The organism is Streptomyces sp. NPDC048506 (genome assembly GCF_040651315.1).
Taxonomy (GTDB): domain Bacteria; phylum Actinomycetota; class Actinomycetes; order Streptomycetales; family Streptomycetaceae; genus Streptomyces.
The window spans coordinates 104,507-117,906 of record NZ_JBEZIX010000001.1 but is presented as its reverse complement, the minus strand read 5'-3'; the positions used below and the strand labels follow the sequence as shown (position 1 = coordinate 117,906).

Annotated in this window: 11 protein-coding genes; 4 read left to right on the top strand and 7 right to left on the bottom strand. The window is 71.1% G+C overall.

Annotated elements, in window-relative coordinates; genetic code table 11:
• Positions 1 to 208 precede the first annotated feature (208 nt).
• Together AB0C96_RS00470 and AB0C96_RS00465 are read right to left on the bottom strand one after the other, a co-directional pair.
• Positions 209 to 1,030, bottom strand: coding sequence for a MerR family transcriptional regulator (locus AB0C96_RS00470; RefSeq protein ID WP_362912114.1), 822 nt, complete (start codon positions 1,028 to 1,030; stop codon positions 209 to 211).
• Positions 1,031 to 1,128: 98 nt separating this feature from the next.
• On the bottom strand, positions 1,129 to 1,368 hold the full coding sequence (locus AB0C96_RS00465) for a GntR family transcriptional regulator (protein ID WP_362912112.1): 240 nt from the start codon (positions 1,366 to 1,368) through the stop codon (positions 1,129 to 1,131).
• Between the two features lie 389 nt (positions 1,369 to 1,757).
• On the opposite strand from AB0C96_RS00465, the gene AB0C96_RS00460 reads away from it, so the two are divergent.
• Entirely contained in the window at positions 1,758 to 2,024 is a 267-nt protein-coding gene (locus AB0C96_RS00460; RefSeq protein WP_362912110.1) for a hypothetical protein, read from the top strand.
• A gap of 95 nt (positions 2,025 to 2,119) precedes the next feature.
• On the opposite strand, the gene AB0C96_RS00455 is transcribed toward AB0C96_RS00460, so the two are convergent.
• The gene (locus AB0C96_RS00455; RefSeq protein ID WP_362912108.1) at positions 2,120 to 2,338 is read right to left on the bottom strand and encodes a hypothetical protein; all 219 of its coding nucleotides are present in this window, start codon (positions 2,336 to 2,338) and stop codon (positions 2,120 to 2,122) included.
• A gap of 334 nt (positions 2,339 to 2,672) precedes the next feature.
• Between AB0C96_RS00455 and AB0C96_RS00450 the strand changes: the two genes are divergently transcribed.
• From AB0C96_RS00450 to AB0C96_RS00440, 3 genes are all read left to right on the top strand, one after another.
• Positions 2,673 to 3,173: a MarR family transcriptional regulator gene (locus tag AB0C96_RS00450; RefSeq protein ID WP_362912106.1), complete on the top strand. Its 501-nt coding sequence runs from the start codon at positions 2,673 to 2,675 to the stop codon at positions 3,171 to 3,173.
• Positions 3,174 to 3,184: 11 nt separating this feature from the next.
• Positions 3,185 to 5,821 carry an MFS transporter gene (locus AB0C96_RS00445; RefSeq protein WP_362912104.1) on the top strand — a complete coding sequence of 879 codons (2,637 nt, stop codon included), beginning with the start codon at positions 3,185 to 3,187 and terminating at the stop codon, positions 5,819 to 5,821.
• A 299-nt stretch (positions 5,822 to 6,120) separates the two neighbouring features.
• Positions 6,121 to 6,963 carry a YceI family protein gene (locus tag AB0C96_RS00440; RefSeq protein WP_362912102.1) on the top strand — a complete coding sequence of 281 codons (843 nt, stop codon included), beginning with the start codon at positions 6,121 to 6,123 and terminating at the stop codon, positions 6,961 to 6,963.
• A 41-nt stretch (positions 6,964 to 7,004) separates the two neighbouring features.
• On the opposite strand, the gene AB0C96_RS00435 is transcribed toward AB0C96_RS00440, so the two are convergent.
• From AB0C96_RS00435 to AB0C96_RS00420, 4 genes are all read right to left on the bottom strand, one after another.
• A complete protein-coding gene (locus AB0C96_RS00435; RefSeq protein ID WP_362912100.1) occupies positions 7,005 to 7,772 on the bottom strand; it encodes a TetR/AcrR family transcriptional regulator in 768 nt (255 codons plus the stop codon).
• Positions 7,773 to 7,936: 164 nt separating this feature from the next.
• On the bottom strand, positions 7,937 to 9,493 hold the full coding sequence (locus AB0C96_RS00430) for an MFS transporter (RefSeq protein ID WP_362912098.1): 1,557 nt from the start codon (positions 9,491 to 9,493) through the stop codon (positions 7,937 to 7,939).
• Positions 9,494 to 9,637: 144 nt separating this feature from the next.
• Complete coding sequence (locus tag AB0C96_RS00425; RefSeq protein ID WP_362912096.1) at positions 9,638 to 12,073, bottom strand: glycosyltransferase family 39 protein; 2,436 nt, start codon at positions 12,071 to 12,073, stop codon at positions 9,638 to 9,640.
• Positions 12,070 to 13,380 carry a bifunctional glycosyltransferase family 2/GtrA family protein gene (locus AB0C96_RS00420; RefSeq protein ID WP_362912095.1) on the bottom strand — a complete coding sequence of 437 codons (1,311 nt, stop codon included), beginning with the start codon at positions 13,378 to 13,380 and terminating at the stop codon, positions 12,070 to 12,072. The genes AB0C96_RS00425 and AB0C96_RS00420 overlap by 4 nt, the downstream gene beginning before the upstream one ends.
• Positions 13,381 to 13,400 lie beyond the last annotated feature (20 nt).

Here is a 13,400-nt window from a genome sequence, read left to right as displayed (position 1 = left end):
CAAGTCCCCCATTTCCGCAGGTTGTGCGCTTCGGTCGGCGATTCTGCGGCATGACCGGGGCCTTGCCGCAAGGCCCCCCATGCGCTATAAGTTGAGAGTGGCAAGGAGTGGTTGACCTCCTTGCCGTTTCTTTTTGTCGCCTGCTGTCGGACCTGTCGTCCGCTGCGGCCCTCTGCCCCCCGCCGCCACCCGGACGGCTACGACGCGCTCACTCCCACACCGCGGACTCCGGGTCGACGCCGTGGGCCGCGGCGTTCGCGAAGATCACGTCGCGCAGCCAGACGGTGAAGCCCGGCGCGACGGCTTCGTAGTACTCGGCGTACCGGGGATCGTCGACGAACATCCGCCCCATGCACGCGTGCATCGAGTGCGTGCAGTCGAAGTACGTCGAGAGCAAGGCGCGGTGCCGCTCCGCGAGGGCGTTCACCGCGCCGGAGCCGGGGGCAAGGCCGGTGCGCTGCGCGGCCGCGAGGTCGGCGTTCAGTGCGTCGGTCCGGGCCGCCACCCGCCGCCAGTCCTCCGGGGTCATCGTGCCGGCCCGCTCGGCGTACTGCTTCCACTGCGCGCTGTCGCCCCAACGTTCCTCGGCCTCCTCGACCCAGGCGGGCTGCCAGTCGTCGCCGAAGATCTCGACCTGCTCCTCCGGCGTCAGCCGCATCCCGGTCTCCGACGCCTCCATCATGCGATCGACCGCGCCGAGCATCTTCTGAAGGCGGGAGATCCGCTCGACCAGCTGTGACCGCTGGCGACGCAGATGGTCTCGCGCGTCGGTGTCCGGGTCGTCGAGGATCCGGCCGATCTCGGCGAGCGGAAACCCCAACTCCCGGTAGACGAGGACCCGGTGGATCCGGGCGATGTCCTCGCCGGAGTACACCCGGTACCCGGCCCAGGTGCGGCCGCCCGGGCGCACCAGGCCGATCGTGTCCCAGTGGTGCAGCGTCTTCACGCTGACCCCGACGAGCGCGCCCGTCCGGCCGACGGTGAGCCCGTCGGGACCGATCGGTTCAGCGCCCTCCCCCGGGAACACCACCCCAGCTCCCCACGTTGTGGCCCCGCAGGGGGCTCTCGCATCCCCTACGGGATCTGTTCGCCCGCCCCCTAGGAGTCCTTCGGAGGGCTCCGGGTGCGTCAACCCTTCGGCCGACGCTGCGTCACGAACGACCCCATGCCCGGGGTCGTCACGATGAGCCCTTCTTCTCGAAGGGCGGCGGTGACCTTGCGGATGGTTACGCGCGCGACGCCGAACTCCTGCTCCATCCGCACCTCGGAAATGAGGTGGCTGGGCGGGTACGTACCATCCGCGATCCGCCCGCGGATGACGTCAGCAATCTGCGTCCACTTGGGCCGCGTCGGATCGAACTCCATCACGAGCGGGACTGTACGCACGGGTAATTAGACGGGCATAGATAGGTCTAGCTATAGACAGGTACTAACAGGGTTGCGTACGGTGACTCAGCAAGGACCCCGGCGACCGCTGCAACGGCCCCGGGGCGTGGCCAACGCTGTGCAAGGAGCGTCGACATGCGGAACCCTATGCGTAGCCTCATCGCCCGGTTATCCCGGCTGCGGCGACGACCCACTCAACCGGTCCCCACCATCACGTGCGGGCCAAGGCCGGCGCCGACCCCTCTCCCCCCTTACCCCGAATCCCCCCTCGACGGCGACACATCCCCCCTCGTACGTCCGTACCTCCTGGCCTTCGAGTACGCGGAGGCGCAGCGCGAGCACGCGTTCCTGCGGGAGATGGCGGTGGCCTCATGAGCGGCAAGATGCGACTGCTCCCCTGGCAGGGGCCGGACGGGAAGCCGTGTTACCTCTCCGCCGACGAGAGCGGTGGCGGATATCTGTCGCGGCTGGCCGACGAGGTGGAGGAGGCCCAACTCGATACGGGTGAGGAGATGTTGGAGCTCTCGGGCAAGCTGCTGCAAGGACCGGACGCGACATCCGCCGACGAACTCCGATTCTGCGTCCACAGGCTGCGCGAGGCCCTTCGGGATGCGCTACGAATCGCGCGTACGCGGTAGGTGCCCGAGACAGACGGGGCACGCCCACACTCAACAAGGGCCCGGCAGGGAACGCCGGGCCCTTCGTGGGTACGCGCGAAGAAGGACGACAGCCGTTACGACAGCGCCAGCCACGCCGCGCCGGCGACGGCCAGGATGCCGACGATCACGGCGAGGATGACACCCACCCGGGGACCGCTCGACTGCTGGGGTGCGGGCGCCCGACGGCCGCCGGCCTGCGGGGTACCGCCCTCGTCCACGAAGGCGCGGAACATCTGCGTGCTGCCCGCCGGGTCGTAGTTGCCCTCGGCCTGGTTCTGCGGGTTGGTCGCCATGGGCAAGGACCCTAGCGAACGAGGGGCCCGGAGGCACCCCTGGGGCGCGTGGGAAGCGACCTCCAGGGAGGGGGAAAGGCGGCGATCGCGCGTGAGGTGCACCACTCGTACACCACTCTCCGGCGTCATTTACCCGGATTCGGACACCCCTGCCGACCTGCGGCTTTACATGGACCTTTGCCCGCACTTACCAGATATCGAGCCAGGCTTTGGCACCCCTTTACCTGCATGGGCCACCCATTCGTTTGCCTTCAGCAACCAACCTTGCCTATGGTTGCCCCAAGCAACAAAAGAAGACGTGATCGAGACGTGTGAATGACGTATGGAGGAGCCGGTGGCCGCTCGGAGTCAGTACGAAGAGCTCGCCAGGCAACTCAGCGCCATCGGCGCCGTCAAACGCGAGATGGGCCGGGTCCTGCCCCAGGACTGCCCGCCCGCTTCGGCCGGCGTGCTCACGCTTCTCGATCGACACGGTGAGATGCGGATGAGCCAGCTCGCGGAGCTGCTCGCGATCGACATGTCGGTGACCAGCCGGCACGTCGCGCACGTCTGCGAGCGCGGCTGGGTCGAGCGGAAGCCCGACCCGGCGGACAAACGGTCGCGGCTGTTGCGCCTGACCCCCGGCGGACGGGAGCTCCTCGAAGAGCTCTCCGAGCGCTACACCGCAACGCTCGCACGGTACTTGGGCGACTGGTCCGACACCGACGTCGGCCGCCTCAACGAGCTGCTCGCCCGGCTCCGTACGAGCTTCGGCGACTGCCGGTCCCGGGCCCACCACGACCCGGGGGCCTGGCCGTCGCACCACGACTCCACCACCCGTACACCCGCAGGATGAAAAGGAACCACATGGCTACGACCACACCAGCCGGTGTGCGGGGCGGCCACGCCAAGCACGGAGGCGGTCACGGCGCCTCCGACGGGGCGCCCATGACGCACCGTCAGATCATGGAGGCGCTGTCCGGGCTGTTGCTCGGCATGTTCGTCGCCATCCTGTCGTCGACGATCGTGTCGAACGCGCTGCCGGAGATCATTCATGACCTGGACGGCGGACAGAGCGCCTACACCTGGGTGGTGACCGCGTCGCTGCTGGCGATGACGGCGTCCACGCCGCTGTGGGGCAAGCTCTCCGACCTGTTCAGCAAGAAGCTGCTGGTGCAGTTCGCGCTGGTGATCTACGTCGCGGGGTCGGTCGTCGCGGGGCTGTCGCAGAACACCGGGATGCTGATCGCCTGCCGCGTGGTGCAGGGCATAGGCGTGGGCGGTCTGTCCGCCCTGGCCCAGATCGTGATGGCCGCGATGATCTCGCCGCGGGAGCGCGGCCGTTACAGCGGCTACCTCGGCGCCACCTTCGCCGTCGCCACCGTCGGCGGCCCGCTGCTCGGCGGCGTCATCACCGACACCAGCTGGCTCGGCTGGCGCTGGTGCTTCTACGTGGGTGTGCCGTTCGCGGTGATCGCCCTGATCGTGCTGCAAAAGACCCTGAAGCTGCCCGTCGTCAAGCGCGAGGGCGTCAAGGTCGACTGGGCGGGCGCCTTCTTCATCAGCGCGGCGGTCTCGCTGCTGCTGGTGTGGGTGACGCTGGCCGGTGACAAGTACGACTGGATGTCGTGGCAGACCGCCGCGATGGTCGGTGGCGCGGTGGTGCTCGGCGCGGTCTTCGTCCTCGTCGAGACCAAGGCCGAGGAGCCGATCATCCCGTTGCGGCTGTTCCGCAACAAGACGATCACGCTGGCCTCGGTGGCCTCGCTGTTCGTCGGTATCGCGATGTTCACCGGCACCGTCTTCTTCAGCCAGTACTTCCAGCTGGCGCGCGACAAGTCGCCGACGATGTCCGGCATCATGACCATCCCGATGATCGGCGGACTGTTCGTCTCCTCGACCGTCTCGGGCCAGGTCATCACCAAGACCGGTAAGTGGAAGGCCTGGCTGGTCAGTGGTGGCGTGCTGCTGACCGCGGGACTCGGTCTGCTGAGCACCATCCGCTACGACACCGAGTACTGGCACATCGCGATCTTCATGGCGCTGATGGGTCTCGGCATCGGCATGATGATGCAGAACCTCGTCCTCGCCACGCAGAACCAGGTCGCCCCCGAGGACCTCGGTTCCGCCTCGTCCGTCGTGACCTTCTTCCGCTCCCTCGGTGGTGCGGTGGGCGTCTCGGCCCTCGGTGCGGTGCTCGCCAACCGCGTCACCCACTACGTCAAGGACGGTCTGGCCGAGCTCGGCCCGAAGGCCGCCAAGGCAGCCGCGCACGCCGCCGGCAACAGCGGCGGCGGCATCCCGGACCTGGATGCCCTTCCGGCGCCGCTGCGCACCGTCATGGAGAGCGCCTACGGGCACGGTGTGGCGGACGTGTTCCTGTACGCGGCGCCCTGCGCGCTGCTCGCCTTCCTCGTCACCCTGTTCATCAAGGAGGTCGCGTTGAAGACGCGTGGCGGCATGGCCCAGAGCAGCGAGGACACCGCGGCTGCTGCCTCGGCGGCCCCGTCGGAGACCGCCCTCACGGCCCAGGCACCTCTTGCGGCCCAGGCCGCTGTCCCGGCCCAGGCCGAGGAGCGGGAGCCCGCCCTGGTGGGCGCCCCGGTCGGCCCGGGCGCGGACCAGGACCCGTACGGCGACGGTGCGCACGCCCCGTCCTGGGCGCAGCCGGCCGCCGCGACGGCGCCGCAGCCGCTCCAGGCGTACGCCTCGGCCGGCGGCGGCGACGCCGCCCCGTCCGGCCCGTCGGTCCACGGCTTCGTCCGCAACGCGGAGGGCAACCCCGTCCCGCGCTCCGCGGTGACGCTGATCTCGCTCAGCGGGCGTCAGCTGGGGCGCGCCGTAGCCCAGGCCAACGGCTCGTATGCGCTGAACGCCCCCGGCGCCGGCTCGTACGTCCTGATCGCCGCGGCCGACGGCCACCAACCGCAGGCCTCCACGGTCGTCGTCGGCGACCAGCCCTACGGCTACGACATCCTGCTCAGCGGCACCAGCGGCCTGGCCGGCCAGGTCCGCAGCGCGGTCAGCGGCGAGCCGGTGGACGGTGCGATGGTCGTCGTCACCGACGTCCGCGGTGAGGTGCTGGCCACCGGAAAGACCGGCGCCGAGGGCCACTTCGCCTTCGACGAGCTGGCGCCCGGCACCTTCACCGTCGCGGTGAACGCCGCCCACTACCGCCCGGCGGCGCTGCCGGTCGAGGTCGGCGGGCAGGGCACGACCCGGATCGAGGTCGAGCTGCTGTCCGGCGCGCGGGTGCAGGGCACCGTGCGGGCCGGTGCGGACCGCCGGCCGCTGTCCGACGCGCGGGTGACGCTGGTGGACGCGGCGGGCAACGTCGTGGCCACCTCGACGACCGGTGAGGACGGCGCGTACGCCTTCACCGATCTGGACGCGGGCGACTACACGGTCATCGCGAGCGGCTACCCGCCGGTCGCCACCGGGCTCGCGGTCGACGCACGCGGGGTCGACGGCTACGACGTCGAGCTCGCGCACCCCGGGGACTGACCCGGAGTCCGGGATCGACCCGAAGACCGGGATCGACCCGAAGACCGGGATCGACCGGAGCCGTGCCGGCGGCGACGGAAACGGCTCGGGAAGCAAGACCCCGGGTCGGGGCGCGCGTTGAGCGGAGACGCGCCCCGACCCGGCACCGGGGCTCCGGCGGCGGCGTTGCGCACAGGCAGGGGACGGCCTGCACGCCGCCGCCCGGAGCCCGACACTCCCCCAAGCGCTCGGCTTCGTTCGAGGGCTCTCGGCTTCGTCCGGGCGAGGGGCACCCCCACCAGGAACAAACGGGAGCGGCAATGGATTCGACGGGCGCGGCAGCTGCGGGCGTAAGGGCGCAGATCCGCACACGGGACGGCTGGGCGGTTCAGCACGCCGTACTGACCGTCACCGACATGACGGGCGCGCAGGTGCTGCGCGCGGCGGCGGACGAGGAAGGTGCCATCCGCAGCGAACAGCCGCTGCCCGCCGGCCCGTACACAGTGATCGTGACGGCCGTGGGCTATGCGCCGGTCGCCTCCAGCGCGATCGTGACGGCGAGCGGACGGATGGACGTGGGCACCGTCGTGCTGGCCCGGCAGGGCGGGGCCGAGCTGCCGCCGCCCGGGACGTGGACCGTCGACCCGATGCACTCGACGGTGGGCGCGGTCGCCCAGCACCTGGGGATCTCCAGCGTGCACGGCCGGTTCACCGCGTTCAGCGGCCGGATCGAGATCGCCGAGGACCTGGCGAAGTCGCGGGTCGAGGCGGTCATCGACGCCGCGTCGATCGACACCGGCAACGGCATGCGGGACGGGCACCTGCGCAACGAGGACTTCCTCAACGTCGAGGTGTACCCGCAGATCACCTACCGCAGTTCGGGCCTGTCACCGGCCGGCCCGGACCGCTGGACGGTGCACGGCGAGCTGTCCATGCACGGCGTGGTCCGGGCGGTGGACCTCGACCTGAGCTACCTCGGTACCGGCCCCGACCCTTGGGGCGGGGTGCGCGCCGCCTTCCGTGCCACCGCCGAACTGCGCCGCGAGGACTTCAAGATGAACTACAACCAGGTCGTGGCGGCCGGTATCGCGGCGATCGGAACGACGTTGCGGGTGGAGCTGGACATCCAGGCGGTGCAGGGGGACGGCTTGCCGATGGGGTGACGGGGTGAGGGGTGAGGGACGGGAATGCCTTCCCGATCTCCTCACGTTGTCCCGTCGCGCATCGCCTCGATGCCGGCGATCTGCAAGTCGAGTGCGAAGGCGAAGTCCCGGTCGAGCATCTCCAGGGCGCTCCGGCCCTGCCGGGCGAACGCGATGCGGGAGGAGAGCTCCATGGTCTCGGCGAACTCCGGGCGGGCCGAGATCGCGGTCATGACCTGCTCGAAGTAGTCGTCGAGGCTGATGCCCGCGGCCCGGCACCGGGCCTCGTGGGTGGCCCGGATCGTCGCGAAGCCGTAGACGAAGTGGAAGAGGGACGCCAGCGCGCCGGACGTGCGCTCGGCGTCCAGGCCGGTGCGCCGCATCGCCCGCAGGGTGGCGTTGGAGAACGCCGTCGACTGCGGGCCGACGTTGATGAACTCGCCCAGCAGCCGGGCCGCCCAGGGGTGCCGCAGCAGCATGTCGCGGTAGCCGGTGGCGAGCACCCGCAGCTGGTCGCGCCAGTCGGCGGCCGCGTCCGACTCGTCGGGCAGTGCCATCTCGCCGGCCACCGCGTCCACGGCCAGCTCCAGCAGGTCGTCCTTGGTGTCGACGTACCAGTAGACGGACATCGCGGTGACACCGAGCTCGGCGGCGAGCCGGCGCATCGAGAACTTCGCCAGGCCCTCGGCGTCCAGCAGCCGGACCGTCGCCCCGACGATCTTGTCGAGGTCGAGTCCGGCCGGTTGCTCCGCCTTGCGTTTGAGCGGGGGCCGTTCGGTCAGCCAGACGCTGTGCGGCCGCTTTCCGGCGCTGCCGTTCGTCGCTGCCATGGCGCCCCTCCCTGTCCTGAGCGTCGTTGAGCCGAGCGTCGTTGTGCCGAGCTCGTCGCGATGGTGTCACGCGCCGTGCCCGGCGTGCCCGGTCGTGCACGGCCCGTACGGGTGCAGTACGTGCCACCCGTACGTGCCGTTCACGATCACGTACACAGTCGATGCTATTCCGCCGCGGCGGCGGCCGGTTCCGGACCGGTCGGTGCAGCCGTCGCCGGCGCGTCCTGGCCGGTGCGCTCGGCCCGCCGCAGCAGGACGGCGGCGACCAGTCCGCCGAGGAACACCGCCGCCGCGCCGACCAGCTGACTGGTGCCGATACCGGCGGCGAAGGCGTCCTGTACGGCGGTCCGTTCGGCCCCCGTACGGGTCCGGGCGAGTGCGGCCGGCAGCGAACCGGCGCCCGCGGCGACCAGCGGCAGCAGCGCCACGAAACGGGAGTTGAGCACCGCGCCGAGGACGGCGACGCCGAGGCCCTGGCCGAACTCCATCAGCGTGCCGTTCACGCCGGCGCCCACGCCCGCCTTGGCCGGCGGGATCGCGGACATGATCGCGTTGGCCATCGTCGGCATGGCGAGTGCGACGCCGACGCCCATCACGATCAGGCCGAGCAGCATGCCGCCGTAGCTGTGGCCGCCGAGCAGCGATATGGCGGCGAGGCCGGCCGCGAGCAGCGACATCCCCGAGATGATCATTCCGGGGGTGCCGAACTTCGGCATCAGGCGGGCGCCCAGGCCGGTGAAGTTGATCAGGATGACCGTGACGGCGAGCGGCGCCATCCGCAGACCGGCGTCCAACGGGCCGTAGCCGAGCACCAGTTGGAGGTGCTGGGTCAGCAGGAACATCGAGCCGCCCATGCCGAAGGCGACGAGGATGCCGCCGGAGACCGCCCCGATGAACCGGCGGTTGCGGAAGAAGTGCATGTCCAGCATGGGGTACGGGACGTGCAGCTCCCACAGCGCGAAGGCCGCGAGGCCGACGAGTCCGACGGCGGCGGAGACCAGCACCCGGCCGGACAGCCAGCCGGCGTGCGGTCCGGAGATGATCGCGAAGACCACCCCGACCATGCCGATCATGGACAGCAGGGCGCCCAGCAGGTCGGGGCGGTCGCCGCCACGACTCTTGGACTCGGGGACGAGGGTGACGACGGCCGCCAGCGCTATGACGGCGACGGGGAGGTTGACCAGGAACAGCGAGCCCCACCAGAAGTGGTCCAGCAGGGAGCCGCCGATCAGCGGTCCGGCGGCGAAGCCGAGCGAGTTGACGGAGCTCCAGATGCCGATGGCGCGGGGGCGCTCCTCGTCGTCGAAGATCTGCATGACGACGGCGAGGGTGGTGGTGACCAGCAGCGCACCGCCGACGCCCATGCCGGCGCGGGCGGCGATCAGCTGACCGGGTGACTGGGCGAGGGCGGCGCCGAGCGAGGCGACGCCGAAGAGGACCAGGCCGACGGCGAGCATCTTCTTGCGGCCGTAGCGGTCGGCGGAGTTCCCCGCGGTGAGCAGCAGGCCCGACTGGACCAGCGAATAGGCGTTGATCATCCACTGGACGTCGGCGGTGGTCGCGCCCATCTCCTCGGTGAGGGAGGGGATGGCGACGTTGAGGACGGTGTTGTCGAGGACGACCGTCAGCTGCGCGATGCAGATGACGGCCAGGATCAGCCAGCGGGCGGCGTGCCGCCCGGTTGGCTGGAGGCTGGTGGCGGTGGAGGCCACGGCGGTCATACGGGCTCCCTGTACGGTGCGAGCGGATGCCATACACCGTACAGGGAGTGTTATACGCCGTACATTTCTTTATAGGTCGGTCGGCTGGACGGGGCGACCGGCGACCGACCGACCGCCGACCGACCAACCGCCGACCGACCGCCGCTACGCCTTCCGCGTGAGGTCGTAGAACGTGGCGTCGCCCACGGTGACCTTCTTGAAGGTCTTCTCCACCCAGGAGCTGATCTCCGACGAGGTTCCCTTTGCGCCACCCGGACCGCCGCGGCCACCCGGCCACCCGCGGCCACCCTGACCCCCGCCACCAGCGCGACCTCCGTGGCCGGCGGCACCTCCACGGCCGTCGAGGCCGCGCCGTTCGTCGCCGATGAAGTAGTGGATCTTCCCCTCCGCGACGTACTTCTTGAACTGGGCGAGGGTCGGCGACGGGTCGCTCCCGTTGAAGCCGCCGACGGCCATCACCGGCTTCTCGGTGGCGAGTTGGTAGCTCGCGGCGCTCTGGGAGCCGACGGCCGCGGCGGCCCAGGTGTAGTCGCCCGCGTCCTTCTCCAACAGCGCCTTCGCCTTGGCGCTCACCCTACGGCCGTTGAGCAGACCGCCGATGCCGCCCATACCGCGCATCCGGCCGCCGGCCTCGCCGAGGCTCCCGCCGATGCCACCGGGGAAGCCCTGCCTGCCGAACTGGCCGCCCTGGCCTCCCCGACCGCCCTGGCCGATGCCCGCTGCACCGCCTGGCAGGCCACCGGGCGCACCTCCCGGCCCGGCGCCGTTGGCGCCGCGCCACGCGCCGGCCATCCGCCCCATCGGGAACCGCCCGCCGCCGGGCCCACCCATGCCACCGCGCACGGACGGCCCGGCCGTGATGATCGAACCGCCCTTGGGCGTATTGATCGTGTCGAGCGTGTAGGCCACCGGCCCGGCCAGCGCGGTCGCGAGCCCGAGCCCGGCCGCGACCACGGCGACCCGACGGCCGGACCGTTCCCGTGCCGCCGCCGTGGCAGCCCCTGCACGGGACGACGACTCCGCACCCTCCTGCGTGCCCGCCAGGTCCGCCCCCGCCAGGCCCGCCCCTGCCAGGTCCGGCGTTGCCACCGCACCTTCCTGCGCCCCTGCCGGGTCCGGCGTTGCCACCGCACCTTCCCGCGTCCGTGCCCCCGCCCCCAGAGACAGCGACAGCAGCAGTCCCAGCGCCGCCAGCAGCCCGAGCGCCGGCACCGTCCAGCGCAGCCACGGCAGCCAGTCCGGGGAGCGGTCGAGCAGGACATACGACCAGGCGGCGGTCACCGCGACCGTCACGGCCAGCACGATCGCCGCCAGCCGCCCGCCGCGCCGCCACAGCAGCGCGGCCCCCATCCCCACCAGCGCCGCGATGTACGGGGCCAGCGCGATGTTGTAGTACTGGTGGAAGATCCCGGACATGAAGCTGAAGATCGTGAAGGTCATCAGCAGCGCGCCGCCCCACACCAGGAACTCCGCCCGCTGGCCGGCCCGTTCGGCATCGATCGCCCGGCGGGCCCGCCACAGCACGCACACCGCCACGACCAGCAGGATCAGCGCGGCCGGCAGCAGCCAGGAGATCTGTCCGCCCATGTCCGACGAGAAGAGCCGGGTGATACCGGTCTCCCCCCAGCCACCGCCGCCACCACCGGGACGGTGACCGCCCCCGCCCACGCTGCCGGTCTCGTTGCCGTCGATCCGCCCCAGGCCGTTGTAGCCGAACGTCAGCTCCAGGAAGCTGTTGTGCTGCGAGCCGCCGATGTACGGGCGCGAGGACGCCGGCCACAGTTCGACGATCGCCACCCACCAGCCACCGGACAGCACCATCGCCAGCCCGGCCAGCAGCAGCTGCCCGAACCGCTTGCGCAGCGCGACCGGCGCACAGCAGGCGTAGACCACGGCGAGCGCCGGCAGAATCAGCCACGCCTGGAGCGTCTTGGTGAGGAATCCGAACCCGAAGCAGAGCCCGGCCAGCACCAGCCACTTCGTACGGCCGTCCTCAAGGGCGCGCAGTACGGCGGCGATCGCACAGACCATCAGCAGGCACAGCAGTGCATCGGGGTTGTTGAAGCGGAACATCAGGGCCGCGACCGGCGTCACCGCCAGCGCCCCGCCCGCGAGCAGCCCCGCGCCCGCCCCGAACCGCCGCCGTACGGCCGCGTACAGCACCCCGACCGTCGCCACGCCCATCAGCGCCTCGGGCACCAGGACGGCCCAGGAGTTGAGCCCGAAGAGCCGTACGGAGAGCGCCATCGGCCACAGCGCGGCCGGCGGCTTGTCGACGGTGATGGAGTTCGCCGCGTCGGAGGAGCCGAAGAAGAAGGCCTTCCAGCTCTCGCTGCCGGCCTGGACGGCGGCCGAGTAGAACTGGTTGGCGTACCCGGAAGCGGACAGGCTCCAGAGGTAGAGCACGGCCGTGACCAGCAGCAACGCCAGTAGTGCGGGCCGAGCCCAGCGTGGGTGCGGGCCGGACGGCAGACCGGACGACTGGCCGGTCGGCTGATCGGACGGCAGACCGGACGGCAGACCGGACGGCAGACCGGGCGACTGTCCGGACGGCTGGCCGGACGTCGGTGGCGGGTTCATCGAGTGCTCCTGGAGTAGTCGTTCACGTCGTGCAGGTGCGGGGCGTCGTCGGACCGGCGCTCGCGGTCGGGAAACACCCAGGCGCGGAAGAGCAGGAACCGCAGCACCGTCGCCGCGAGATTGGCGGCGATCAGCACCGCGAGTTCGGTGCCGTGCGAAGGGTTGCCGCTGGCGGCATCGAGGGCGGCGAGGGAACCGCTGGTCAGAACCAGTCCGATGGCGAAGACCACCAGCCCCTGCGCCTGATGGCGGACCGCCCGGTCCCGTCCCCGGACGCCGAAGGTCAGCCGTCGGTTCGCGGCGGTGTTCCCCAGCGCCGACAGCAACAGCGCCGCCGCATTGGCCAGTTGGGGGCCGATGCCGAGCCGGAAGAGGGAGTAGAGGGCGAGGTAGAGCAGGGTGCTCAGGGCGCCGACGGCACAGAAGCCGACCAGCTGACGGGCCAGCCCACCCGGCACCCCGGACAGCTCGCGGTCCCGCGGATCGTCCCCGAACGGCCGGGCGAGCCGGTCCAGCGGCAACGCACCGGTCGCCAGCGCCCGTCCCACCCGCCAGACGCCCTTGAGGTCGTCGGCGGCCGTCCGCACGATGTGCACGGTGCTGTTCGGGTCGTCGACCCAGTCCACCGGCACCTCGTGGATCCGCAGCCCGGCCCGCTCCGCGAGCACCAGCATCTCGGTGTCGAAGAACCACCCGCTGTCCTCGACCATCGGGAGCAGCCGCTCGGCGACGTCCCCCCGTATGGCCTTGAAACCGCACTGCGCATCGGAGAAGCGCGCGGCGAGCGAACCCCGCAGGATGAGGTTGTACGTGCGCGAGACGAACTCCCGCTTCGGCCCGCGGACCACCCGCGCACTGCGGCTGAGCCGGGAGCCGATCGCCAGGTCCGAGTGCCCTGAGATCAGCGGCGCGACCAGCGGCAACAAGGCGTTGAGGTCGGTCGACAGATCGACGTCCATATAGGCCAGCACCGGCGCCTCGGAGAGCGACCACACGGTACGCAGGGCCCGCCCGCGCCCCTTCTGCTCCAGCCGCACGGCCGTGACCTCGTCGATCTCGTCGTCGAGCCGGGCGGCGACCTCCGGCGTACCGTCCGTGCTCGCGTTGTCGGCGATGGTGATCCGGAACCCGTAGGGGAAGGTCCGGGAGAGGTGCTCGTGCAGGCGCCGGACGCACGGCTCCAGATCGGCCTCCTCGTTGTACACGGGGACGACCACATCGAGAACGGTCGCGATCTGGCCGAGACGCAGGTGCTCACGCGGTGGCAGGGAGCCCACGGGCGCACGGGGCGGCGGAGTCGTCATCATGCCGACGACACTCGCCAACC

What these genes read in the sequence shown, in the direction of transcription:
- AB0C96_RS00430 (WP_362912098.1), bottom strand. Translation starts at nt 9,493, where the DNA reads ATGACCGCCGTGGCCTCCACCGCCACCAGCCTCCAGCCAACCGGGCGG.
- AB0C96_RS00445 (WP_362912104.1), top strand. Translation starts at nt 3,185, where the DNA reads ATGGCTACGACCACACCAGCCGGTGTGCGGGGCGGCCACGCCAAGCAC.
- AB0C96_RS00440 (WP_362912102.1), top strand. Translation starts at nt 6,121, where the DNA reads ATGGATTCGACGGGCGCGGCAGCTGCGGGCGTAAGGGCGCAGATCCGC.
- AB0C96_RS00455 (WP_362912108.1), bottom strand. Translation starts at nt 2,338, where the DNA reads ATGGCGACCAACCCGCAGAACCAGGCCGAGGGCAACTACGACCCGGCG.
- AB0C96_RS00460 (WP_362912110.1), top strand. Translation starts at nt 1,758, where the DNA reads ATGAGCGGCAAGATGCGACTGCTCCCCTGGCAGGGGCCGGACGGGAAG.
- AB0C96_RS00435 (WP_362912100.1), bottom strand. Translation starts at nt 7,772, where the DNA reads ATGGCAGCGACGAACGGCAGCGCCGGAAAGCGGCCGCACAGCGTCTGG.
- AB0C96_RS00425 (WP_362912096.1), bottom strand. Translation starts at nt 12,073, where the DNA reads ATGAACCCGCCACCGACGTCCGGCCAGCCGTCCGGACAGTCGCCCGGT.
- AB0C96_RS00420 (WP_362912095.1), bottom strand. Translation starts at nt 13,380, where the DNA reads ATGATGACGACTCCGCCGCCCCGTGCGCCCGTGGGCTCCCTGCCACCG.